Below are 22907 nucleotides of genomic sequence, written 5' to 3'. Positions count from 1 at the left end.
CGGAGAACGACCGTCGCGGTCGTAAGCCGGGCCGTGGCAAAGGAGTCCGATGTCATCCACCGTTGGCCCCGTCCGGGCCGATGTCGAGGAGGCCGCCCGCTGGCTCAGCGGGCGGGTGATCCGTACGCCCGTGCTGCGCTCCCCGGCGATCGATTTGCTGGCCGGTGCCCGGGTCCTGCTCAAGGCGGAGAACCTGCAGACCGGCGGCTCGTACAAGATGCGTGGCGCGCTGCGGGCGGTCGGCCGGCTCGCCGCGGCCGGCCACACCGGGGTGATCGCGCAGAGCACTGGAAACCACGCGGTGGCGGTGGCGTTGGCGGCCCGCCAGCACGGGCTCACGGCCACCGTGGTGTTGCCGGTCGACGCGGCGGCGACGAAGGTCGACCGGGCCGGTGCGGCGGGGGCTCGGGTGGTGTTCGCGGGCACCAGCGTCGACGAGCGGGTGGCGGTGGCACACGCGCTCCGCGACCAGACCGGTCACCCCGTTGTCGACGCGTACGACCACCCGGATGTGATCGCCGGGCAGGGCAGCGCCAGCCTGGAGTTGATCGAGCAGGCCGAACGTGCCGGCACCCCGCTCGACGCGATAGTGGTGCCGGTCGGTGGTGGCGGTGGGGTGGCGGGCGCCTGCCTGGCCGCCGCCGGCACCGGCATCGAGGTGTACGGCGTCGAACCGGTCGGCTGCGACTCGTTGGCGCGCAGCCTGGCGGCCGGCGAGCGGGTTCCGGTCGCGCCGGCCAGCACCATCGCCGACGGGCTGCGGCCGTCCTGCGTGGGTGAGCTGCCGTTCGCGATCCTGCGGACCGCCCTGCGCGGCGTGGTCCGCGTCGACGACGAGCAGATTGCGGCGGCGTTCCGGCTGCTCCTGATGGAGCTGAAGGTGCTCGTCGAGCCGTCCGGGGCCGCTGGCCTGGCCGGCGCGCTCCGACTGCGGGAGCGGACGGTCGGCGTGGTGTTGACCGGCGGAAATGTGGAGGCGGCGTTGGTGGCCCGGTTGGCGGCGCCACGGCTCGCGGAGTTGACGACTGTGGAAGGAGCGGCGGCATGAGCGCCCCGACTCGGATCGGAATTCTGTTCGGCGGCCCGTCGGCGGAGCACGAGGTCTCCTGCGCCTCGGCGCTGGGCGTTGTCCGTGCGCTGGCCGGCGGTGGGTACCGCACGGTCGCCATCGGCGTCACCCGCACCGGGGGGTTCCGGCTGCTGCCCGACGCGCTGCTGACCGAGTTGCGCGACCGGCCCGCCGCCGATCGGGCCATCGACGACCGGCTGACGGTGACCGGGCCGGCGGTCGAGCTGCGGGCCGGCCCTCGCTCGGGCAGCGTGCAGGTGTGCGCCAGCAACGCGCCGGGCGCGGTGCACGCGGAACTCGACGTGATCTTCCCCGTGCTGCACGGCCCGTTCGGCGAGGACGGCGTGGTGCAGGGGTTGCTGGAGCAACTGGACGTGCCGTACGTCGGGTGCGGCATCCTCGCCTCCGCCGTGGGCATGAACAAGGTGGCGATGAAGCGGGCGTTGCGGGCCGAGGGCATCCCGGTGACACCGTCCGTGGCCTTCGACGCGTACACCTTCCGGGAGACCGCCGACCCGGAGAAGCTGGTGCTCGGGCTGCGCCGGCCGCTGTTCGTCAAGCCGGCCAGCATGGGATCGTCGATCGGCATCTCCCGGGTCGGCGAGGGTGACGACCTGGCCGCAGCGGTGCGGGAGGCGCTGCGACACGACCAGCACGTCATGGTCGAGCAGGGTGTCACCGGCCGGGAGTTGGAGTGCGCGGTGCTCGGCGGCTGGCGACCGGAGGCGTCCGCGGTGGGCGAGGTGCGCGTCGCCGGCGGCTGGTTCGACTACCAGCAGAAGTACTTCGGCGACAGCGATCCGATGATCGTTCCGGCGGTGCTGCCCGACGAGGTCACCGAGCGGGTCCGCGAGCTGTCGCTGCGCGCGTTCGCCGCGATCGGGGGGTGGGGTCTCGCCCGGGTGGACTTCCTCTACGACGAGACGACCGGCGACCTGTACGTCAACGAGCTGAACACGATGCCCGGCTTCACCGCGCACTCCATGTACCCGAAGGTGTGGGCGGCGGCCGGCGTCGGCTATCGCGAGGTCGTGGATCGGTTGGTGGCGCTGGCGCGTACCCGACATGCGGAACGACCGGCGACCACCGGGAGTGTCCGGTGATCCTGCTCTCCGACCCTCGGGTGGCGGCGGTGCGCAGCGCCGACGACGGCGACCCGCTGGTGGACCTGCGTGAGCTGCCGGAGCTGCGGCTGGACGGGCGGGCGGCCGACGACACAGGGGCGTACGCCCGGCTGCGCGCCGGTGTCGCGGACCGGTTGCTGGCCGCGCAGCGCGCCCTGCCCGCCGGGGTGCGCCTGCTGGTCATCGAGGGGTACCGGCCGTATCGGGCGCAGTTGTCCATCTTCACGGGCTACCGCGACGAGTTGCGCCGACGGCACCCGGACTGGTCGCCGCAACGGCTGCACCGGGAGACCACCAAGTTCGTCTCGCCGGTCGAGGTGGCCCCGCACACCACCGGCGGCGCGGTGGACCTGACCCTGTGCACCGCCGACGGCGTGGAGTTGGATCTCGGCACGGCCGTCGACGCCACCCCGGAGGACAGCGCCGACGCCTGCTTCACCGACGCACCCGCCATCGGGGCCACCGCCCGCCGGCACCGGCAGCTCATGGTGGACGCGCTCGGCGGTGCCGGGCTGGTGAACTACCCGACCGAGTGGTGGCACTGGTCGTACGGGGACCGTTACTGGGCGCTGATGACCGGGGCGTCGCACACCCGGTACGGGCCGGTTGACCTGGCCGTCGCGCGATCGATACCCGTGCCGGCTGAACGGTAGGGCGCTCCGGTCCGTACCACGCGGTGAAGGACACCACCGAGGACGGGAGTGACGACGATGAGGGTGCAGCGCAGGCACGTGCTGGCGGCGACCGTGGCGGTGCTCGCCGCGGCGGGTGTGGCGGTGGGCACCGGGTTCGGGTTCGCCGGCACCAGCCCCGCGCGGCCGTCCGTCTGCTCCGGCTCGGTCACGTTCTCGGCGGAGGCCGGCGCGCCGGCGGCGACCAGCGACCGGTTCCCGGTGGGCACCCGGCTGCGGGTGACCAACCTGGACAACAACCGGGCGGCCACTCTGACGGTGACCGGCCCGTCGGGCAGTTGTGTGCTGCTCAACGCCGCCGCCATGGAGCTGGTCCGCGAGCCGGGCAAGAACGTGATCCGCCGCAACGTGGTGGAACGGCTAGACGGTGCGGCGCCGCCGGTCGGGCAGCCCGCCCCCGGTTCGGTGCGTCCCGGTGCCGCCTCGCCCGGCGCGTCGGGTCCGGCACCCGGTTCGGCCTGCACCGGTGCGATCACCTTCTTCGCCGAGGGTGGCGTGCCGGCGGCGACCAGCGGGCAGTTCCCGATCGGCACCCGGCTGCGGGTGACCAACCTGGACAACAACCGGGCGACCACGGTGACGGTGACCGGCCCGTCGGGCAGTTGCGTGCTGCTCAACACGGCCGCCATGGACCAGATCCGCGAGCCGGGCAAGAACCTGGTCCGCCGCAACACGGTCGAGGTGCTCCGTTGAGGTCGCCAGGGGCCTCGCTCCGGTTCAGCCGAAGGCGGCGTCGAGGATGTCGGCGCCGCGGGTGAGCTGATCGTCGGAGATCACCAGCGGGGGCAGGAAGCGCAGCACGTTGCCGTAGGTGCCGCAGGTCAGGGTGAGCAGGCCTGCGGCGTGGCAGGCGGCCGAGATCGCCGTCGTGGCGGCCGGGTCGGGCACGAGTGAGCCCGGCTGGACCAGCTCGACGGCGAGCATCGCGCCCCGCCCGCGTACCTCGGCGACTCGGGGATCCCGCTCGGCGATGGCCCGTAGCCGAGGTGCCAGCACCGACTCGATCCGGCGGGCCGCGCCGGCCAGGTCCAGCTCGTGCAGGGTCTCGATGGTGGCCAGCGCGGCGGCGCAGGCGACCGGGTTGCCGCCGTACGTGCCGCCGAGCCCGCCGACGTGCACGGCGTCCATCAGCTCGGCCCGACCGGTCACCGCCGCGAGGGGCAGACCACCGGCGATGCCCTTGGCCAGGGTGATCAGGTCGGGCTCGACGCTCTCGTGCTCGCAGGCGAACCAGTCGCCGGTACGGCAGAAGCCGGTCTGGATCTCGTCGGCGACGAACACCACCCCGGCCGCCGTCGCCCAGGCTCGCAGCGCCGGCAGGAAACCGGGCGCGGGCACCACGAAACCGCCCTCACCCTGGATCGGCTCGATGAGCAGCGCGGCGACGTTCTCCGCGCCGACCTGCTTCTCGACCATCTCGATCGCCCGCGCCGCCGCCTCGGCGCCGGAGAGCCCGCCGTCGCGCAGCGGGTACGACATCGGCACCCGGTAGATCTCCCCGGCGAACGGCCCGAACCGGTGCTTGTACGGCATGTTCTTCGCGGTCAACGCCATGGTCAGGTTGGTCCGACCGTGGTACGCGTGGTCGAACACCACCACCGCTGGCCGCCCGGTTGCGTGTCGGGCGATCTTGATGGCGTTCTCCACCGCCTCGGCGCCAGAGTTGAACAGGGCCGAGCGCTTCTCGAAGCCGCCCGGCGTGAGCGCGTTGAGTTGCTCGCACACCGCCACGTACGACTCGTACGGCGCGACCATGAAGCAGGTGTGGGTGAACCGCTCGACCTGCGCGCGGACCGCCTCGACCACCCTCGGGGCCGAGTTGCCGACGCTGGTCACCGCGATGCCGGCGGCGAAGTCGATCCACTCCCGCCCGTCGACGTCGGTGAGCGTCCCGCCGCTGGCGTGCTCGACGTACGAGCCGATGACGCTGCCCACGCCCCGGGCGACCGCCGAGCCCCGGCGCTTGTTCAACTCCTCCGAAGTCGCCATGGGTCAGCCCTCGATGTTGTGCATGACGTGCTTGATCCGGGTGTAGTCCTCCAGGCTGTAGACCGAGAGGTCCTTGCCGTGGCCGGAGTGCTTGAAGCCGCCGTGCGGCATTTCCGAGACGAACGGGATGTGCGTGTTCACCCAGACGCAGCCGAAGTCGAGCCGCCGGGTCATCCGCATCGCCCGCCCGTGGTCCTTGGTCCAGACCGACGCGGACAGGCCGTAGTCGACGCCGTTGGCCCAGCGCACCGCCTCGTCCTCGTCGGAGAAGCGCTGCACGGTGATGACCGGCCCGAACACCTCGTCCTGGATGATCTCGTCGGCCTGGCGCAGCCCGGAGACCACGGTCGGCGCGTAGAAGTAGCCGCGCTCACCCTGCCGGGACCCACCGGTCTGGATCGCCGCGTGGTCCGGCAGCCGGTCCACGAAGCCACTGACCCGGGCGAGTTGGTTGGCGTTGTTCAGCGGACCGTAGAGCACGTCGGCGTCGTCCGGGGCGCCGGTCTTCGTGTTGCGGGCCTGCTCGGCGAGCGCCGCCACGAAGTCGTCGTGGATGCCCGGCCCGGCCAGCACCCGGGTCGCGGCCGTGCAGTCCTGCCCGGCGTTGAAGTAGCCGCCCATCGCGATGGCCTCGGCCGCCGCCGCCACGTCCGCGTCGTCGAAGAGCACCACCGGGGCCTTGCCGCCCAACTCCAGGTGGGTGCGCTTCAGGTCGGGCGCCGCGGCGGAGGCGACCTCCATGCCCGCGCGGGTCGAGCCGGTGATCGACACCAGCTGCGGGGTCGGGTGCGAGACGAGGGTACGACCGGTGTCCCGGTCGCCGCAGACCACGTTGAACACCCCCGGCGGGAAGAACTCGGCGGCGATCTCGGCGAGCAGCAGCGTCGACACCGGCGTGGTGTCCGACGGCTTGAGCACCACCGTGTTGCCGGCGGCGAGCGCCGGGGCGATCTTCCAGACCGCCATCATCAGCGGGTAGTTCCACGGGGTCACCTGGGCGCAGACGCCGATCGGCTCGCGCCGCACGTACGAGGTGTGCCCGGCCATGTACTCCCCGGCGGACCGACCCTCCAGGAGCCGGGCGGCGCCGGCGAAGAACCGGAACTGGTCCACCGCAGGCGGCAGCTCCTCCTCGGCGGTGAGCTGGCGCGGCTTGCCGGTGTTGCGGACCTCGGCGTCGACCAGTTCGGCCGCGCGGGCCTCCACGGCGTCGGCGAGCCTGAGCATCGCCCGCTGCCGCTCGGCCGGGGTGACGTCCCGCCAGCTCTCGAACGCGGTGGCGGCGGCGGTCATCGCCGCGTCCACGTCGGCAGGGCCGGAGACCGGGGCCTGGGCGAACACCTCACCGGTGCAGGGGTCGACCAGGTCGGCGTACCCGCCGTCGACCGTGTCGACGTAGGAGCCGTTGACGAAGTTGCGCAGCTGCTGCTGGTCACTCATGACGGGATCTCTCCGAAGGGCCGAGGGTGCGGTCTGCGGCGGTTATCGCAATCTGTCTGCCATCTTGGCTACTGAATTCGCGGCAGACAAGGCCTCTGGCGACTGTTTCCGTCGACTGCTCTCTCGTCTACGCTGCTCGGCGTGGAGCCCAGAGCCTTCTTCGTCGCCTCCCGCCCCGCCCACGGTGTGGGCGAGCTGACCGTCCACCACCCGTACGACGGTCGCCCGGTGGGGCGTACCACCCTCGCCACGGCCGACCAGGTCGAAGCCGCCGTCGCCGCCGCGGCCGGGGTGGCCGCGCAGGCCGCGGCCCTGCCCGCGCACGCCCGCGCGGCGGCCCTGGACCACGTGTCCCGACGGCTCGCCGAACGCGCCGACGAGGTCGCGGCCCTGATCACCGCCGAGAACGGCAAACCGGTGAAGTGGGCGCGGGCCGAGGTGGGGCGGGCGGTGTCGACCTTCCGGTGGGCCGCCGAGGAGGCCCGGCGCTTCTCCGGCGAGTTGCAACGCCTCGACACCGACCCGGCCGCCACCGGGCGGATCGCGCTGGTCCGGCGTGTGCCGAAGGGGCCGGTGCTCGGCATCGCGCCGTTCAACTTCCCGCTCAACCTGGTCGCGCACAAGGTCGCGCCGGCCATCGCCGTCGGCGCGCCGATCATCGTCAAGCCGGCCCCGGCGACCCCGCTGTCCGCGCTGCTGCTCGGCGAGCTGCTGGCCGAGACCGAGCTCCCGGCGGGAATGTTCTCGGTGCTGCCGCTGCCCAACGACCGGGCCGCCGAACTGGTCACCGACCCCCGGCTGCCGGTGGTGTCGTTCACCGGGTCCGGGCCGGTCGGCGCGGCCATCCGCCGCCAGGTGCCCCAGAAGCACGTGACGCTGGAACTGGGCGGGAACGCGGCGGCGGTGCTCTGCGCGGACTGGGCGTCGGACGAGGATCTGGAGTTCGCCGCGCAGCGGATCGCCACGTTCGCCAACTACCAGGCCGGCCAGTCGTGCATCGCCGTCCAGCGGGTGTACGTGCACCACACGCTCTTCGCCGACTTCCTTCCCCGGCTGGTGGCGGCGGTGCGCGGGCTGCACACCGGCGACCCGACCTCCGAGCTGACGGATGTCGGGCCGATGGTGAGCGAGGACGCCGCTCGCCGCGTCGAGACGTGGGTAGCCGAGGCCGTCGCGGCCGGCGCGACAGTCGAGGTGGGCGGCGCGCGGGACGGTGCGACGTACCCCCCGACCGTGCTCACCGGCGTGCCGGCGGACGCCAAGGTCGTCGCCGAGGAGGTGTTCGGGCCGGTGCTCGTGGTCGCCCCGGTCGCCGACGACCAGGCCGCGTTCGTCGCGGTCAACGACTCGGCGTACGGGTTGCAGGCCGGCGTGTTCACCCGACGTCTGGACGTGGCCTTCGCCGCCGCCCGGACGCTGGAGGTGGGTGGGGTGATCGTCGGCGACGTGCCGTCGTACCGGGCCGACCAGATGCCCTACGGCGGGGTGAAGGGCAGCGGGGTCGGCCGGGAGGGGCTGCGCAGCGCGATGGACGATTACACCGAACCGAGGGTCATGGTGCTGACCGGGCTCGCGCTCTGAGTTAGCCGGCCGCCTGCCAGGTGCCGTCGTCGCGGACCCGGGCGGGCGCGCGGCCGAGCAGCAGGGTGGTCAACGCCGCGTCGATGGTGTCGCCGAGGAACCACTCACCGGCCTGGTCCAGCGCGAAGACCCGGCCGCGCTCGTCGACAGCCAGGATGCTGTCCTGCTGCTCGGTGCCGATCGGAAAGAGCCGCACCCCGAGCACCGCGCCGAAGTCCGCGAGGGTGTCGGCGGTGTGCGCGATGGTGTGCGGGCGGATGTCGAAGCGGGAGATCCACACCTGCTCGCCCCGGCCGCGCCGAGCGCCCACCAGGCTGGGGAAGGCGGTCAGCGCCTCCACGGCGGCGGGGAAGACCGTGTGCCCCGGCACGGCCGTGACGTCCCGCACGGCGGCGGCGGCCATGAGCTGGTCCCCAATATGCGGTCGCCACCCCGCCGCCACCAGCGCGTTGGCCACCTCCGGCGGAAAGCGACCGGGGTCGGGGTCGGGCTCTGCCGGCGCACGCCACGTCTCGGTGTAGCCCCGAGCCGACTCCGGCAACACGTTGGCGCGTACCAGGAAGTCGACGCACGAGTCGCAGGGCCGGTCGGCGACGCCCCCGGCGGGGTCACCCGGCTCACGGATCCGGAAGATCTCGAACCGGGCGCCGTCCAGCAGTGCCGCTGCCTCGGCCCGACCCATCGGCGCGATGCCCTCGGCGGCCCGGCGGTGGTCGTACTCGTGGAGGACGTCGGAGACCACGATCAGCTCGGCATGCGCCTCACCACCCCGGACCAACTCGCCGGGAGGCAGTTGGTCCAGGTAGGAGCGCACGAGCGGGTGATGGTTCAACGGGACGTCGCCCTTGGTGCCCTGGGCCGTCCAGATCCGCCCGTCGATGGTCAGATGAGCGGCCGTGTTCGGGGTGGGAAGTCGATGGATTTCCCGGGACAGCAGCGTGGACGGGTCGACAGTGCGGGGAGCGGTCGGGCCGGTCGGCTGACTGCGGCGATACATCTCCGCCACCACCGTGCTCGGCACCCGGGGCCAGGTGGTGACCGTGCCGGTCTGCTTGTCGATGACGGTCGTCGGCAGGTCACCGGGGATCGTCCGGACCTCGGTGGGCACGACGGACGTGATGACGTAGCCCAGGTCGAACTCGTCGACCGTCGCTGTGCACTCGTAGCCGAGGCGTTGCGAGTCGCGGCGTGCCCAGGTGGCCGCGAGCTGCTCGGCCTGCTGACGGTCGATCACACACTGAAACTACCGGACCACACGGATCGATGGCGGCCGGTATCGTCTCGCTCTACCGACGGTGACGGGAGGAGCGGCGGTGACCGAACGTGTGGACCGGGGTGCCAATCGCGAGCTGCGGGCCCGATTCGACGATGTCTACGGGCAATACCAGCAGCTCAGGTCCGATTTGGACAACCTGCGGACGCGGCTCGCCGAGCTGCGGGTGACCCGCCGGTCCGCCGACGGGCAGGTGACGGCGACCGTCGGTTCCCGGGGGGAGCTGGTCTCGCTCGACCTGACCCCGGCCATCTACCGAGACCGGGACGCCGCAGCACTGAGCCGAAAGATCTCCGAGACGATCAGCGCCGCCACGGCCGCCGCCACCGCCGCCACCCGTGACCTGGTCGCCGAGACCGTGCCGGCCGGGTCTGGCTCGGTGGACTTCCTGCGTACCGGGGATTTCGGCGCGCTGCTCGGCCGCGCCGACGCCGTTCTCGGGCGCGGCGAGGGGCCGGCATGACCGACGGGCAGCTCTGGCTCGATCCGGCCCGCACGCGACGCGGTGGCGCCGATCTGGCACTCGCCGGCGAGGCGGTGACGGCCCGCCGAGTTGTCGAAGGTGGCGCGATCGAGGCCGCCAGCGCTGCCCGACCCTGGGGTCGCGACGACATCGGCGGTGCGTTCGAGCGCAACTACCGGGGGTTCGAGCAGACCGTGCTGCGGGCCTGGGCGGGCGTCGGGCACCGGCTCACCGACCTGGGCAGCGACGTGGTTCGCGCGGTCGACGCCAGCGTGCAGACCGACGGGGCGAGCGCCGCCCGGTTCGGTCGGGCCGCCGACCAGCGCTGACGGCGGGCGAAACCGATGAGCGTGCTGCCGAGCCCCATTCCGCACCCACTCGACTACGCACCCTGGGACGTGCCGGGCTGGATCTACGAGGCCCTCGACTGGGTCGTCGGGGTGCAGTGGCCGGAGGGCAACGAGCGTGCCGTCTGGGACGTCGCCGACCAGTGGTACGCGGTCGCCACCGTGCTCGCCGGCCCGCACGCCGACGCCGCCACGGCCGCCGTCGAGGTCTGCAGCGGGTACGGCGGTGTCGGAGCCGTCGACGCCGCGTTCGAGGCGGCCTGGCGGCGGATCGCCGAGGGCGCAGACGCCCCGCTGCCCGTGCTGCTCGCGGTCACCGCCGACCTGGGCCGGCTGGTCGAGGAGTGCGGGTGCGACATCGAGGGCGCCAAAATCGAAGTCTGGATCGAGCTGGGCATCCTCGTCATCGAGCTGCTCTCGGTGGCGGTGGTGGCGGTGCTCACCGCCGGTGCCGCGACCCCGGCCGCAGGCGCGGCGATCACCGCGACCCGGCTGCTGATCCAACAGATCTTCAAGCGCCTGATGGGTCAGTTGGCCGCCAAGTCCCTCAAACACGGGCTCAAGGAGGCCGGCGAGCGTGCGGCCAAGGAGGTCGCGAAGGGCGGGGTGCGCGGGTTCGCCAAGCGCGCCACCCGGGAAGGGCTGGAAGAGGCGGCGGAGGAGGCCGGTGTCACCCTCGCCACCCAGGCGTACCAGAACTCCACCGGGCGGGCACACGGCCTGGACGTCACCGACCTCGGCGCGTCAGCGGTAGGCGGGCTCGCCGGCGGGGCGGTAGCGCCGCTCGCCGGCCTGGGCCGGCACGCGACCGGGCGAGCGGCACGGGTCGGGGAGCACCTGGGGCGCGAGATGACCGGCGAGGTGCTCGCCGACAGCGCCGCCAGCCTGGCTACCGGTCAGGGGCTGACCTCGCTGGAGGACGCGGCGCGTGCTGCCGCCTCCGGGGCGACCGGTTCGGCGACCGCCCAGACCGACCACGCGTTGCAGGCGAGGCTCCAAGCGCAGACCAACGCCCTGGCCGGGGCGCCCCTCGCCGGCCCCTTGCTCCCGCCCGTCGTCCCCGTTGCCCCTGCCGTGGATGGCCCGTCTTCGGGGTCGTCGCCGGTGGTGTCCTCGTCTCCGGGGTCGTCGCCTGTCGTGTCCTCGCCTTCGGTGTCGTCTTCGTCGGCGGCGGGTGTTCCCGCGCAGGCGGGGGTGGGTGTGTCGGCCTCGCCGGTGATGACGGCGCTCGACCACGCGACGCCGCTCGGCGCTGAGGTGACAGTGTCCGCGGCCACCGACGGTGCCGGGCCGCCGCAGCCCACCGCGTCGGACCTGAGCCGCTCGTCGTCCAGCGGTGTCGAGCTGTCCAGCATGGACGACGGGCCGGTCCGAGCGGCGCTCCCGACCGAGACCGCCGTACCGGCCGGGCCGATCGCCACCGACCCCACGCTCTCCTCGGTGGCGCCGGTGGCGCCGGTGGCGCCGGTGGCATCGGTGGGGCCGGCGGCGCCGGTGGCCGTGGACCCGGCGCTCGCTGGCAGCCCGGCCGGCGCGTCGCACGGGACCACCCCGGGTGCGGTCGCCCCGAGCAGCAACAGCCCGGCAGCCTGGCCCACGTCGGCCGGCACGAACACCTTCGCGCCGCCGGTCGCACACGCGGGCCCCACCTCGACGGCCCCGCCGTTGACGGTGACCGGCACGGCTGCCGGTGCGCCGAACGGTGCCGTCACCCGAGGGGTCGCGGCGGAGGCGGTAGGCAGCACGGTCACCGGCGCGGCCGTGGGCCACCACCCCGCGCCGTCGCGCGAGGCGTCGGCGCCGGCCCGCGTACCCCCTCATCCGGCCCGTGGTCGGGCGTCGGTCCCCGACGACGTGGTGGCGTTCGGCGAGCCGGTGGTGCCCGCACGGGACGACCACGACTGGTACGCGGCCCGCTGGGCGGCCGAGGCGGAAGCCGCCGAGCGGCGGCGCTACCAGGGCCACTACGAATCACAGCGGACCGGGTTCGAGAACAACCGCCGGCAGGCGGAGGCCACCCGACTGCGCTCCCGGGCCGCGGAGCACGATCGCAGAGCCATCGAGTACGCCACCTACGCCCGACAGTTGCACCAGGCCGGTCACCGGCAGTGGGCCGACGGCTGGCAGCGGGCCGCGAACGACGAGGCGCGGGCGTACGCCCAGTGGCGTGACCTCGCCGGCGCGGTGCTGGCCGGCACCACGGCGCCCGCGGTCGTGGACATCGACGCCGCAGGCTTCGAGCACGCCAACAGAGACGTGGGTGCCCTCGCGCTCGGCGCGGTGGAGACGGCCGGCCGGTCCGCGTTGACCGGCGACGACGGTCCGCCGCCGATCGACGACTCCCGACCGTACGGGCAGCCTGGAGGGCTGCGGCCCCCGTTGGCCCTGCACCAGGTCGACGTCGAACGTCAGATGCCCCGCGAGCGGAATGGCGCCGTCACCCGTACCGCCGACCCTCGCCGGGGCGGCTGGTTCCGGCTGTTGAACGACGGCGGCCCCCGCGCCGACGCCACCCGGGGCATCAACTGCCTGGACTGCACGCTGTCGCTGTTCGAGACGTGGGTGCACGGGCGACCCCGGGTGTCGGCGCCACGGACCTTCGACGGATATCTCAACGGTGACACCCGACGCCCGATCCGCGGCGAGGCGGGCGGCCCGGGCCGGGTGGAAGATGTGACCGGCGGACGCTTCCAGCAGGTCCTCGCCCCACCACCCGGCCAGCGGTCACACCCCGAGCAGGCGCGGCAGGCCGCCGACCGGGGTTACCGCAACCTGCACGACCAACTGCTACTGGGTGGCCACGGCAGCTACGCGTTCCTGGTCACCGAATGGCCGCACGGCGGTTCGCACGCCTGGGTGGCGCTCAACCAGAACGGCACGGTGCTCTACGTCGACCCGCAGACCGGCGCCATCCGGGACCGGCCGCTCTACCCGGACGTGGTCGGCATCGACGCGCTCGTGCTGAGCGGCGACGGCCGGCCGATGCCGCTCGGCGGTCTGCCCCGGGGCCGATTCAGCGAGCGCCCCGACCTGCCGGACCACCCACCGGCGCACGACAACGGCAGCCACGGCGACCCGTACATCAACCGCATGTACCTGCTCCTGGACGGCCCCGGCTCGGTGCCGCAACCAGTCACGCCAGAGGGTGGCGCGACCGCAGCTGATGGGCCGGATCCGCTAGGTGTTGATCTGGCGCAGCTCACGGCAGCGGAGTTGGCGACGTTGACGGACCTCCGCGATCGCGCACTCGCCGCTGCCGATCCAGTCGAAAACGTCCTGGCTCTGGTAGCGCAGAACGTGACGGAGACCGTGGGTCTGAGCGAGCCGGTGCGGCTGCGCGACCGCGAGTTTCGTGTCAAAGGGCTGGATTCGCTGGCGAGGAAGTACCTCGACGAGGCGCGCGGTGTGAACATCGGAGTCGAGGAATTCGCGGAGACGGTCAATGATGTCTTGAGATTCCTGTTGGAGATGCCGCCCGGCGTGGACTATCGGCGAGGCGTTCACCTGATACTCGCGGGCCTCGTGGAGGCGGGCTTCTCAGTCCCGCGCTCGGACGTCAAGAACTTCTGGCGGGCCGGTAACAGGTTCTACGGTTTCAACTGCACCGTCCGGACGCCCGATGGCTTCCTTCTCGAGTTGCAGCTGCACACGCGGGAGTCGCGGGATGCCTGGATGCGGACCCATGGCGACTACGAGATCCTGCGCCGAGTGTCGAGCAGGCCGGAGGAGCATGTGCAGGCGTTCCTCCGGATGCTTGCCACGAACCGCGAGGGCCGGATGTCGGAGAGCGTCCCTCCCGGCCTGGAGGAACACTTCCCGACCAAGGACGCCAGCTTTGCCAAGTGGTTGAGTCGCAACGGGGACGCCTGGCAGAAGTATCGATCGTGGCTCGACCGCCAAGGGACCAGCTTTTCGCAGGTAGTGCAAGAGTTGGGGCTCGGATCGCGCGACTTCCCGGTGGCGGAGGACGTCGCTGTCACGTTGGAGAAGGACATTGTTGACGTATTACGTGATCTACCGGAATGACGAGAGGGTGGGAGGGCCGGCCGGGCTGTTCGTGATGGACGTCGGTGTCGGTGACGCCATCCTTTGGGATCACCGCAGTCGAGGCTGGGCCTTCGATCCGAGTCTTGTGGTGCGCTTCGTGAACGATCATCGAAACGCTGACCGTTACGAAACCGTCGATCGCGCGACGGCCGAGAGCGTGGCCGAGACCGTTACCGGTGGCACCGCCCTGCCCGACGAGGCAGGGATCCGCGCCATGTTCGTGGCGGGTGACAGCGGTCAGCGGTGATTCGAGGAGCAGCCTCGTGCGGCGAGCGGGCCACCTCGCGCCGAGAATGATCGACTCCAGGTCGGCGACGTTGGGGCATCCGGGTCGTGGGATAGCGCCATTTCGGCGACATGGAGTGGATCATGGCGAGGGGCCCGACCGGCAATGGAATGGCAGGCCGGCGGGTGCGTCGTAAACCGTAACGCCGCACACATTTGGGCCGCTCTATGACCGGGGGTGGAGGTGGCCTGGTAGTAGCCTGGCCGCGGACCCCACCCGGGGAGGAACGGTGAGGTGATCATGTCGGTGCGTCGACGCGCGGCACGGCTCGCGACGGTCTGCGGTCTGGTGGGCGGCCTGGTGATGCTCGGTGCGTCGCCGGCGCTGGCCGCCGATGACTCGGTCCGGGTCGGATCTGCCAGCAGCTTCGCGGCCGGTGGGTCGGCGCAGGGGGTGAACGTCGCGGTGCGCAAGCGCTCCGACGGGTGCGTCCTGCTGCGTACCGCCCTGGGGCTTCGCCTTGAAGGTCTTGAGCCGGGCCAGGTGACGGTTCAGGTCAACGCGGGCGGGCACTGGTTCCCGGTGCCCGTGTCCGGCGGGGGCGGCAGCGTGACGACCGAGCAGACGTCGCCGACGAAGCCGACCCTGTGCAAGGGCAAGGGGATCACGGTGCGTTACCGGGTGGCGTTCGCCGCCGGTGCTCCGGGCGGTCGGCTCGTGGTGACCGGCGTGGGTGCCAGCGCGGCCGGCGAGGAGCTGGCTCGGGGCACCGACACGGCGAGGGTGGCCGGCGTGCGGGTCTCCGCGTCGCCCACGCCGTCGGAGAAGCCGACGCCCACCCCGAGCCCCACTGAGGTCACGACGCCCGCCGATGCGGTGAATCCGGCCGCGTTGGGTGCCGTCTCCGCCGCGCCCAGCACCGTGGCGGCCGCCTCCGAGTCGTCCGGTGGGGGTTCGCCGGTGATGTTCTTCGGCATCGCGATGGTGGCGGTCGGGTTGCTGCTCATCGTGCTGCTGTTCCGCCGCTCGCGGCAGGACCGGACGCCGACCGACGAGCCGGGTCCGCTGCCCGGCAACCCCGGTGGCACCACCTACCGGTCCGGGGGTGGGTCGCCGGCCGCGTCCGGTCGCCCCGGCTCGGTGTACGGCCAGCAGCAGCCGGCCGACGGCTACGGCGTGGTGCCGTCGCCCCGGCCCGCCACCGGCGGGGTCTACGGGGCCCGACCCGCCGCGCCGGCGCCGGACGCGACGCAGCCGATGCCGGGTGCCGCGGGCACTCCGGGTGGTCGGCCGCTCCCCGGTGACCCGCCTCCGCCCGAGGACGGCGGCGATCACACCGTGTTCATGCCCCGGCTCCCCGGCTGAGCGGGGTCCAGGGCGGGCGCTCCGTTACGCTCAGGTTCGTTGGAAACCTGCGGCCAAGGAGCGGAACTAGTGTCTGATCTGTCCCAGATCGTGAAGGCGTACGACGTCCGAGGGACGGTGCCGGACCAGTGGGACGAACGGGCCGCCGAGGCGCTCGGGGCCGCATTCACCCAGTTGCTCAACACCACCGACGAGCCTGGTGACGCCGTGGTCGTCGGGTACGACATGCGGGCCAGTTCGCCCGGTTTGGCCGCCGCCTTCGCCGCTGGGGTCCGGGCCGAGGGCCGCTCGGTGATCGAGATCGGGCTCGCCTCCACCGATCTGCTCTACTTCGCCTCCGGCTCCCTCGACCTGCCCGGTGCGATGTTCACGGCCAGTCACAACCCGGCGCAGTACAACGGCATCAAGATGTGCCGCTCCGGTGCCCGGCCGATCGGCCAGGACAGCGGGCTGGCGCAGATCCGTGAGCGGGCGCAGGCGCTGCTGGATTCGGGCGCGTCGCGCCCGGCGGGTGAGCCGACCCAGCCGGCCGAGCGGCGTGACCTGCTGCCCGACTACGCCTCCTACCTGCGCAAGCTGGTCGACCTCTCCGGCATTCGGCCGCTGAAGGTGGTGGTCGACGCCGGCAACGGAATGGGCGGCTTCACCGTCCCCACGGTGCTGGGCGACGCCGCTCTGTCGGCACTGCCGCTGGAGATCGTGCCGCTCTACTTCGAGCTGGACGGCACCTTCCCCAACCACGAGGCCAACCCGCTGGACCCGGCGAACCTGGTCGATCTGCAGCGCGCGGTGGTCGAGCACGGGGCCGACATCGGGCTGGCTTTCGACGGCGACGCCGACCGGTGCTTCGTGGTGGACGAGCGCGGCGAGCCGGTCTCGCCGTCGGCGATCACCGCCCTGGTCGCCGCTCGGGAGCTGGCCAAGCACCCGGGTTCCACGGTGATCCACGGTCTGATCACCTCCAGCGCGGTCGCCGAGATCATCCGTGAGCACGGTGGTGAGCCGGTGGTCGCCCGGGTCGGGCACTCCTTCATCAAGGCGGAGATGGCGCGGACCAACGCCGTCTTCGGCGGCGAGCACTCCGCGCACTACTACTTCCGGGACTTCTGGTTCGCCGACACGGGAATGCTCGCCGCGATGCACACCCTGGCCGCGCTCGGTGAGCAGTCGCTGCCGCTGTCCGTGCTGGCCGGCGAGTACGAGCGCTACATCGCCTCCGGCGAGATCAACTCGACCGTGGTCGACCAGGCCGCGGCGGTGGCCGAGGTCCGCGCCGCGTACCCGGACGCGACGGCCGACGAGATGGACGGGCTGACGCTGCGTTTTCCCGACGGCGCCTGGTTCAACCTGCGCGCCTCCAACACCGAGCCGTTGCTGCGGCTCAATGTCGAGGCGCCCACCCGCGAGCGGATGATCTCGCTGCGGGACGACGTGCTCGACCGCGTTCGCCGATAAGATCGCCTGCGCCGGTCGGCACCGCCGCCGGTGACCCCGCACTCGTGGAAGGAGCCGCGCCATGGCCCTGGATCCGCAGTTGCTTGAGATCCTTGCCTGTCCGGACACGCACCACGCCCCGCTGACCTACGATGCCGAGGCGCAGACGCTGACCTGCACCGAGTGTGGCCGGATCTTCGAGATCCGCGACGACGTGCCGGTGCTGCTGCTCGACGAGGCGCGCGGCGGCCCCGGGCAGTCCTCATGATCGACGGTACGGCGGGGGTCAGCGGGCGCCGCGACGCCGACGAGGCCCTGCTCGACAACCCGGCGGCGCTGGCCGAGCACGACCCGGGCGACATGCTGCGGCACACCGCGTCGGCGGGCGCGCAGGTTCGCGAGAGCGCGGCGCTGGCCGCCGAGGCGAACCTGGCGGTGCTGGCCGACGACGGGCGGCCGCGGGCCGTGGTCATCGCCGGCATCGGCACCGCCGGGCGGACCGGTGACGTGTTGGCCACGGTGGCTGGGCCGCGCTGCCCGGTCCCGATCATCGGACACCGCAGCGCGGGCGTACCCGGTTGGGTGGGCGCCGCCGACGTGGTGATCGCGGTGAGCGCGTCCGGTCGCAGCCCTGAGGCGCTGGGCGCGGCCGAGGCCGCGCACCGGCGGGGCGCCCGGCTGGTCGCGGTGGGCGCCCCGGATTCGCAGTTGCAGGCGGTGGCCGAGCGGGCCCGTGCGCCGTTCATTCCGGTGCCCCGGCGCGCTCCGGCGCGAGCGAGTCTCTGGGCGTTGACCGTGCCGGTCCTGCTCGCCGCCCGCGCGCTCGGGCTGGTCAAGGTCAACGAGGCGGATCTGGCGGAGACTGCGGCGCGGCTGGACGCGGACGCGGACCGCTGCCGCTCCAGCGCGGAGTCGTTCGTCAACCCGGCGAAGTCGCTGGCGCTGGGCCTGGCCGGCTCGATCCCGATCGTCTGGGGTTCGTCACCGCTGGCCACCGTGGCCGCTCGCCGGTTCGGCGACACCCTGTCCGCGAACGCCCGCTACCCGGTGGTCACCGGGGCGCTCGGCGAGGCCGGCCGGGGTCGGGTGGGGCTGCTGGACGGCGTCTTCGGCGGCCTGGCAGAGGGGGAGCGCGACATCTTCGCCGACCGGGCGGAGGACGACGGCGAGGGCACCCGGCTGCGGCTGGTGCTGCTGCGCGACGGCGGGCTCAACGCCGAGGACGACACCGACGAGCCGCTCGCGGTCGAGGAGCGGCGTGCGGACGCGGTGCAGACCCTCGCGGAGCGCCGCGGTGTGCGCTGCGACGTGGTGACGGCCGAGGGCGGGTCGGCGTTGGAGCGGCTGGCGTCGCTGATCGCTGTGCCGGACTTCGCTTCGATCTATCTTGCTCTGGCCCATGGGCTCGACCCGATGGCCGTTCCGGCCATCACCGAGATGAAGGAGCTTTCGAACCAGTGAACGAACGTAGGGCGTCTCAGGTCGCCGCGACGCGAGGCGGAGTGGTGGCGTGAGCGCGACCGGTGGGACGAAGGCAATCGTCGCCGCTCTGCTGGCAAACGTCGGCATCGCCGTCACCAAGTTCATTGCGTTCCTGCTCTCCGGCTCGTCGTCGATGCTGGCCGAGTCGGTTCACTCGGTCGCGGACTCCGGTAACCAGGCCCTGCTGCTGCTCGGCGGCAAGCGGGCGAAGCGGGCGGCCACCCCGGAGCACCCCTTCGGGTACGGCCGGGAGCGCTACATCTACGCGTTCATCGTGTCGATCGTGCTGTTCAGCATCGGTGGTCTGTTCGCCCTCTACGAGGCTTACCACAAGTGGAGCCACGAGGGCGGAATCGAGTCGTGGCACTGGCTGCCGGTGGTCGTGCTGGTGGCGGCGATCATCATGGAGTCGTTCTCCTTCCGGACGGCCATCAAGGAGTCCAACCTCGTCCGGGGCAAGCAGTCCTGGGTGCGTTTCATCCGGCGGGCCAAGGCGCCGGAGCTGCCGGTGGTGCTCCTGGAGGACTTCGGCGCGCTGGTCGGTCTGGTGTTCGCGCTCTTCGGCGTGTCGATGACGCTGATCACGGGCAACGGTCGGTGGGATGCCGCCGGCACCGCGATGATCGGCATCCTGCTGGTGCTCATCGCCGTCGTGCTGGCCATCGAGACCAAGAGTCTGCTGCTCGGTGAGGGTGCCGAACAGCAGGATCTGGACGCCATCGAGCGGGCGATCACCGACGGCCCCGAGGTGGAGCGGATCATCCACATGAAGACGCTCTACCTCGGTCCGGAGGAGCTGATGGTGGCCGCGAAGATCGGCGTACCGTCCTGGGAGAGCGCTCCCGAGCTGGCCCGTGGCATCAACGCCGTGGAGGCGCGGATCCGCGTCGCGGTGCCGATCGCCCGGGTGATCTACCTGGAGCCGGACATCTTCAGCGTCGCCGCCGAGAAGGCGGGCACCGGCGCCGCCGCGGACACCGCCGTACCGCCGCCGCAGGACGCGTCGGGCGAGGCGGCCGGGCGGCCCAGGGACTGACGAGTGGAACCGCTGTATGGACCGATCCGCGACTACGCCTGGGGTTCCCGTTCGGCCATCGCGCTGTTGCAGGGGCGGCCGGTGCCCAGCGAGGGCCCGGAGGCGGAGCTGTGGCTGGGCGCCCACCCGGGCGCCCCGGCCAGGGTCGAGCGCGCCGGCCTGCGGGTGAGCCTGTGCGACCTGGTGCGGGACGAGCCGGGGCGGTGGCTGGGCCAGCGGGTGTCCGACCGGTTCGGCACCCGACTGCCGTTCCTGCTCAAGGTCCTCGCCGCTGATGCGCCGTTGAGCCTGCAGGCCCACCCGGATGCCGAGCAGGCCCGGGTGGGCTTCGCGGCGGAGGCGGGCCGCCCCGAGGCGGAGCGCAACTACTCCGACCCGCACCACAAGCCGGAGTTGCTGGTGGCGCTCACGCCGTTCGAGGCGCTCTGCGGCTTCCGGCCCCCGGCGGAGTCCGCCGAGGCGCTCGCGGCGTTCGGCGTACCGGCGTTGGCGCCCGTGGTCGAGGCGCTGCGGGCCGGGCCGGCGGGGTTGCGGACGGCGGTGCGGACGCTGCTCGGTTGGCCGGTCGCGGAGCGTGACGGGCTGCTGCGATCCGCGCTGGCGGCCTCGATCGACGGCCCGGACGCCGACCTGGCCCGCCGGCTGGCGGTGGCCTATCCCGGCGACCCGGGTGTGCTAGTGGCGCTGCTGCTGCACCACGTGCGCCTGGTGCCGGGGGAGGGGATCTGGATGCCCGCGGGCAACCTGCACGCCTACCTGAGCGGCTGCGGTGTGGAGATCATGGCGGCCAGCGACAACGTGCTGCGCGGTGGCCTGACCCCGAAGCGGGTGGACGTCGACGAGTTGCTGCGGGTGCTGCGGTTCGAGGTGCTCCAGGATCCGGTGCGTGCCGCCCAGCCGGTTGCGCCGGGGGTGGACTGGTGGCCGGTGCCGGTGGACGACTTCGCGCTGCACCGGGTGCGGGTTGGCGCCGCCGTGCCGGAGGTCACGCTGCCGCTGCCGGGCCCCCGGGTGGTGCTGTGCGGTGCGGGCTCGGTCACGGTGGACGACGGGGCAGGTGCGCTGGCGCTCGTGTCCGGTCAGGCGGCGATCGGCACGGCGGCCGGGGAGCCGCTGCGGGTCAGCGGCGACGGCGAGGCGTACGTGGCGACGTCAGGGCTGCGCTGACGCGACCTGGCCGCGAGGCACAAGTCCGACTTTTCCGGAATAGCTTGACGCTGCGTTCTCCGAGTGTGACTCTATGAGTACGCAGCGTTATCGCGACGACGGTCCGACAACGTGCGGGGAACCAAACCGGGGGGATGCGCGGGGCGGGCGGAAGTGGGCGGCAGGACTGTCCATCACCGACCGCCCCGTGCGCTGTCCGCGTACCGTCCCCTGCGCCCGTCGCTGGCGCGCGTAAGGTGGAAGGTCGGCGTAGACATCGTTCGACAGGAGCTTTCATGACCAGCACCCTCCCGGCGTCCGCCAGCGGTACGCCGTCCGAGGCTCGGCCGAGCACGCTCGCCGAGGGCGACTTCAAGGTGGCGGATCTGTCGCTCGCCGAGTTCGGGCGGAAGGAGATCCAGCTCGCCGAGCACGAGATGCCCGGCCTGATGGCGATCCGTCGGGAGTTCGCCGAGGCGCAGCCGCTCGCTGGCGCGCGGATCACCGGCTCGCTGCACATGACCATCCAGACCGCCGTCCTGATCGAGACACTGGTCGCCCTCGGCGCGCAGGTCCGCTGGGCGTCCTGCAACATCTTCTCCACCCAGGACCACGCCGCCGCGGCCATCGTCGTCGGCCCGGACGGCACCCCCGAGGCACCCGCCGGCGTCCCGGTGTACGCCTGGAAGGGCGAGACGCTGCCGGAGTACTGGTGGTGCACCGAGCAGGTGCTCGCCTGGCCCGACGGGCAGGGCCCGAACATGATCCTCGACGACGGCGGCGACGCCACCCTGCTGGTGCACAAGGGCGCCGAGTTCGAGAAGGCCGGGGTCGTGCCGCCGGTCGAGTCCGCCGACTCCGAGGAGTACGGCGTCATTCTCGAACTGCTGCACCGCTCACTCGCCGAGGACGGCCAGCGCTGGACCCGGATCGCCGCCAGCATCAAGGGCGTCACCGAGGAGACCACCACCGGCGTGCACCGGCTCTACGAGATGCACCGCGCCGGCACCCTGCTCTTCCCGGCCATCAACGTCAACGACTCGGTGACCAAGAGCAAGTTCGACAACAAGTACGGCTGCCGGCACTCGCTGATCGACGGCATCAACCGGGCCACCGACGTGCTGATCGGCGGCAAGATGGCCGTCGTGATGGGCTACGGCGACGTGGGCAAGGGTTGCGCCGAGTCGCTGCGTGGCCAGGGCGCCCGGGTCGTGGTGACCGAGGTCGACCCGATCTGCGCGTTGCAGGCGGCGATGGACGGCTACCAGGTCGCCACCCTGGACGACGTGGTCGAGCTGGGCGACATCTTCATCACCGCCACCGGCTGCTTCGACGTCATCACCAACGAGCACATGGCCCGGATGAAGCACCAGGCCATCGTCGGCAACATCGGCCACTTCGACAACGAGATCGACATGGCCGGCCTGGCCAAGCGTTCCGACGTCGAGCGGATCAACATCAAGCCGCAGGTCGACCTGTGGCGCTTCGCCGACGGGCACGCCATCATCGTGCTCTCCGAGGGCCGCCTGCTGAACCTGGGCAACGCGACCGGTCACCCGAGCTTCGTGATGTCGAACTCGTTCGCCAACCAGACGATCGCCCAGATCGAGCTGTTCACCAAGACCGAGGAATACCCGGTCGGCGTCTACGTGCTGCCCAAGCACCTGGACGAGAAGGTGGCCCGTCTGCACCTGGGCGCGCTCGGCGCCAAGCTGAGCACGCTGACCAAGGAGCAGGCCGCGTACCTGGGTGTTTCCCAGGAGGGCCCGTTCAAGCCGGACCACTACCGCTACTGACCGACACCTTCGAACCGGGTCGGCTGTTCGCAGCCGGCCCGGTTCGTCGTCTCCGCCTCCGGCGTGCTCAGCCCGATCGGGGGCCGCGGCGGGTGGGGCGGAACCACGTCCACACGCACCAGGCCAGCCAGCCGACCGACACGACGGTGGCCAGGGCCCGCAGGCGCAGCGCGCTGAGCAGCAGCACGACGGCCAGCACCGTCAGCCACGGCAGGAATCCCCTCACGGCGGCGATCCTTCCACAGCGTCTCGAGGTGGCCTGCCGTCGGGCGGTCCAGGGAACTGTTCGCCTCCCCGCCCGGGGTGCGCGAGGGTGGGGACCACGGGGGTCGGGCGCTCGTCGGCCGACCTCCGTCGTGATCGCGACAGCGCGACCGGCCGGAGGTAGCGGTGGCGC

General features: G+C 72.4%; 20 protein-coding genes. 16 read left to right on the top strand and 4 right to left on the bottom strand.

From position 1 onward, the window contains the following. The first annotated feature begins 49 nt into the window (after window positions 1-49). Genes ABZ808_RS20665 through ABZ808_RS20650 form a run of 4 tightly spaced genes read left to right on the top strand, consistent with a single transcriptional unit; the run spans window position 50 to window position 3578 of the window. Window positions 50-1048, top strand: coding sequence for a pyridoxal-phosphate dependent enzyme (locus ABZ808_RS20665; protein WP_357008803.1), 999 nt, complete (start codon window positions 50-52; stop codon window positions 1046-1048). After that, the gene (locus ABZ808_RS20660) at window positions 1045-2172 is read left to right on the top strand and encodes a D-alanine--D-alanine ligase family protein (protein WP_357008800.1); all 1128 of its coding nucleotides are present in this window, start codon (window positions 1045-1047) and stop codon (window positions 2170-2172) included. The genes ABZ808_RS20665 and ABZ808_RS20660 overlap by 4 nt, the downstream gene beginning before the upstream one ends. Further along, complete coding sequence (locus ABZ808_RS20655) at window positions 2169-2846, top strand: M15 family metallopeptidase (protein WP_357008798.1); 678 nt, start codon at window positions 2169-2171, stop codon at window positions 2844-2846. The genes ABZ808_RS20660 and ABZ808_RS20655 overlap by 4 nt, the downstream gene beginning before the upstream one ends. 57 nt (window positions 2847-2903) lie before the next feature. Next, a complete protein-coding gene (locus ABZ808_RS20650; protein WP_357009542.1) occupies window positions 2904-3578 on the top strand; it encodes a hypothetical protein in 675 nt (224 codons plus the stop codon). A 24-nt stretch (window positions 3579-3602) separates the two neighbouring features. Here the strand turns inward: ABZ808_RS20650 and gabT are convergent, their stop codons facing one another. Together gabT and ABZ808_RS20640 are read right to left on the bottom strand one after the other, a co-directional pair. Further along, window positions 3603-4874 carry a 4-aminobutyrate--2-oxoglutarate transaminase gene (gene gabT, locus ABZ808_RS20645; protein ID WP_357008795.1) on the bottom strand — a complete coding sequence of 424 codons (1272 nt, stop codon included), beginning with the start codon at window positions 4872-4874 and terminating at the stop codon, window positions 3603-3605. Window positions 4875-4877: 3 nt separating this feature from the next. Next, window positions 4878-6314 carry a gamma-aminobutyraldehyde dehydrogenase gene (locus tag ABZ808_RS20640; protein ID WP_357008792.1) on the bottom strand — a complete coding sequence of 479 codons (1437 nt, stop codon included), beginning with the start codon at window positions 6312-6314 and terminating at the stop codon, window positions 4878-4880. 141 nt (window positions 6315-6455) lie between these two features. On the opposite strand from ABZ808_RS20640, the gene ABZ808_RS20635 reads away from it, so the two are divergent. Beyond that, on the top strand, window positions 6456-7895 hold the full coding sequence (locus ABZ808_RS20635; protein ID WP_357008790.1) for an aldehyde dehydrogenase family protein: 1440 nt from the start codon (window positions 6456-6458) through the stop codon (window positions 7893-7895). A 1-nt stretch (window position 7896) separates the two neighbouring features. On the opposite strand, the gene ABZ808_RS20630 is transcribed toward ABZ808_RS20635, so the two are convergent. Further along, window positions 7897-9129 carry an SUKH-3 domain-containing protein gene (locus ABZ808_RS20630; protein ID WP_357008788.1) on the bottom strand — a complete coding sequence of 411 codons (1233 nt, stop codon included), beginning with the start codon at window positions 9127-9129 and terminating at the stop codon, window positions 7897-7899. 79 nt (window positions 9130-9208) lie between these two features. On the opposite strand from ABZ808_RS20630, the gene ABZ808_RS20625 reads away from it, so the two are divergent. The 11 genes from ABZ808_RS20625 (at window position 9209) to ahcY (ending at window position 22510) form a co-directional block, all read left to right on the top strand. Further along, a complete protein-coding gene (locus ABZ808_RS20625) occupies window positions 9209-9631 on the top strand; it encodes a YbaB/EbfC family nucleoid-associated protein (RefSeq protein ID WP_357008786.1) in 423 nt (140 codons plus the stop codon). Then, window positions 9628-9960: a hypothetical protein gene (locus ABZ808_RS20620; protein ID WP_357008783.1), complete on the top strand. Its 333-nt coding sequence runs from the start codon at window positions 9628-9630 to the stop codon at window positions 9958-9960. The genes ABZ808_RS20625 and ABZ808_RS20620 overlap by 4 nt, the downstream gene beginning before the upstream one ends. Window positions 9961-9975: 15 nt before the next feature. Next, window positions 9976-14004 carry a toxin glutamine deamidase domain-containing protein gene (locus tag ABZ808_RS20615; RefSeq protein ID WP_357008780.1) on the top strand — a complete coding sequence of 1343 codons (4029 nt, stop codon included), beginning with the start codon at window positions 9976-9978 and terminating at the stop codon, window positions 14002-14004. Continuing rightward, a complete protein-coding gene (locus ABZ808_RS20610) occupies window positions 13976-14272 on the top strand; it encodes a hypothetical protein (RefSeq protein WP_357008777.1) in 297 nt (98 codons plus the stop codon). Before ABZ808_RS20615 ends, ABZ808_RS20610 begins: the two co-directional genes overlap by 29 nt. Before the next feature lie 279 nt (window positions 14273-14551). Continuing rightward, window positions 14552-15616: a hypothetical protein gene (locus ABZ808_RS20605; RefSeq protein ID WP_357008775.1), complete on the top strand. Its 1065-nt coding sequence runs from the start codon at window positions 14552-14554 to the stop codon at window positions 15614-15616. A 69-nt stretch (window positions 15617-15685) separates the two neighbouring features. Then, window positions 15686-17071 (top strand): phosphomannomutase/phosphoglucomutase, encoded by a 1386-nt coding sequence (locus ABZ808_RS20600; protein WP_357008772.1) that lies wholly within the window; start codon window positions 15686-15688, stop codon window positions 17069-17071. 61 nt (window positions 17072-17132) lie between these two features. Continuing rightward, complete coding sequence (locus tag ABZ808_RS20595; protein WP_357008769.1) at window positions 17133-17318, top strand: Trm112 family protein; 186 nt, start codon at window positions 17133-17135, stop codon at window positions 17316-17318. Further along, entirely contained in the window at window positions 17315-18511 is a 1197-nt protein-coding gene (locus ABZ808_RS20590) for an SIS domain-containing protein (protein ID WP_357008767.1), read from the top strand. The genes ABZ808_RS20595 and ABZ808_RS20590 overlap by 4 nt, the downstream gene beginning before the upstream one ends. 49 nt (window positions 18512-18560) lie before the next feature. Beyond that, a complete protein-coding gene (locus ABZ808_RS20585) occupies window positions 18561-19568 on the top strand; it encodes a cation diffusion facilitator family transporter (protein ID WP_357008764.1) in 1008 nt (335 codons plus the stop codon). A 3-nt stretch (window positions 19569-19571) separates the two neighbouring features. Further along, window positions 19572-20735, top strand: a complete 1164-nt coding sequence (gene manA, locus ABZ808_RS20580; RefSeq protein WP_357008761.1) for a mannose-6-phosphate isomerase, class I — start codon at window positions 19572-19574, stop codon at window positions 20733-20735. A 275-nt stretch (window positions 20736-21010) separates the two neighbouring features. After that, complete coding sequence (ahcY, locus tag ABZ808_RS20575) at window positions 21011-22510, top strand: adenosylhomocysteinase (protein ID WP_357008758.1); 1500 nt, start codon at window positions 21011-21013, stop codon at window positions 22508-22510. A gap of 67 nt (window positions 22511-22577) precedes the next feature. Here ahcY and ABZ808_RS20570 read toward each other — a convergent pair whose 3' ends face one another. Beyond that, a complete protein-coding gene (locus ABZ808_RS20570) occupies window positions 22578-22736 on the bottom strand; it encodes a hypothetical protein (protein WP_357008755.1) in 159 nt (52 codons plus the stop codon). Window positions 22737-22907 lie beyond the last annotated feature (171 nt).

The sequence above is a fragment of the Micromonospora sp. NPDC047527 genome (assembly GCF_040643015.1).
Classification (GTDB): Bacteria; Actinomycetota; Actinomycetes; order Mycobacteriales; family Micromonosporaceae; genus Micromonospora.
The sequence above is the reverse complement of the archived record's forward strand: the minus strand, read 5'-3'. Positions and strand labels throughout refer to the sequence as shown.

What these genes read in the sequence shown, in the direction of transcription:
- gabT (WP_357008795.1), bottom strand. Translation starts at nt 4,874, where the DNA reads ATGGCGACTTCGGAGGAGTTGAACAAGCGCCGGGGCTCGGCGGTCGCC.
- ABZ808_RS20605 (WP_357008775.1), top strand. Translation starts at nt 14,552, where the DNA reads ATGTCGGTGCGTCGACGCGCGGCACGGCTCGCGACGGTCTGCGGTCTG.
- ABZ808_RS20650 (WP_357009542.1), top strand. Translation starts at nt 2,904, where the DNA reads ATGAGGGTGCAGCGCAGGCACGTGCTGGCGGCGACCGTGGCGGTGCTC.
- ABZ808_RS20660 (WP_357008800.1), top strand. Translation starts at nt 1,045, where the DNA reads ATGAGCGCCCCGACTCGGATCGGAATTCTGTTCGGCGGCCCGTCGGCG.
- ABZ808_RS20595 (WP_357008769.1), top strand. Translation starts at nt 17,133, where the DNA reads ATGGCCCTGGATCCGCAGTTGCTTGAGATCCTTGCCTGTCCGGACACG.
- ABZ808_RS20615 (WP_357008780.1), top strand. Translation starts at nt 9,976, where the DNA reads ATGAGCGTGCTGCCGAGCCCCATTCCGCACCCACTCGACTACGCACCC.
- ABZ808_RS20590 (WP_357008767.1), top strand. Translation starts at nt 17,315, where the DNA reads ATGATCGACGGTACGGCGGGGGTCAGCGGGCGCCGCGACGCCGACGAG.
- ABZ808_RS20665 (WP_357008803.1), top strand. Translation starts at nt 50, where the DNA reads ATGTCATCCACCGTTGGCCCCGTCCGGGCCGATGTCGAGGAGGCCGCC.
- ahcY (WP_357008758.1), top strand. Translation starts at nt 21,011, where the DNA reads ATGACCAGCACCCTCCCGGCGTCCGCCAGCGGTACGCCGTCCGAGGCT.
- ABZ808_RS20640 (WP_357008792.1), bottom strand. Translation starts at nt 6,314, where the DNA reads ATGAGTGACCAGCAGCAGCTGCGCAACTTCGTCAACGGCTCCTACGTC.
- ABZ808_RS20620 (WP_357008783.1), top strand. Translation starts at nt 9,628, where the DNA reads ATGACCGACGGGCAGCTCTGGCTCGATCCGGCCCGCACGCGACGCGGT.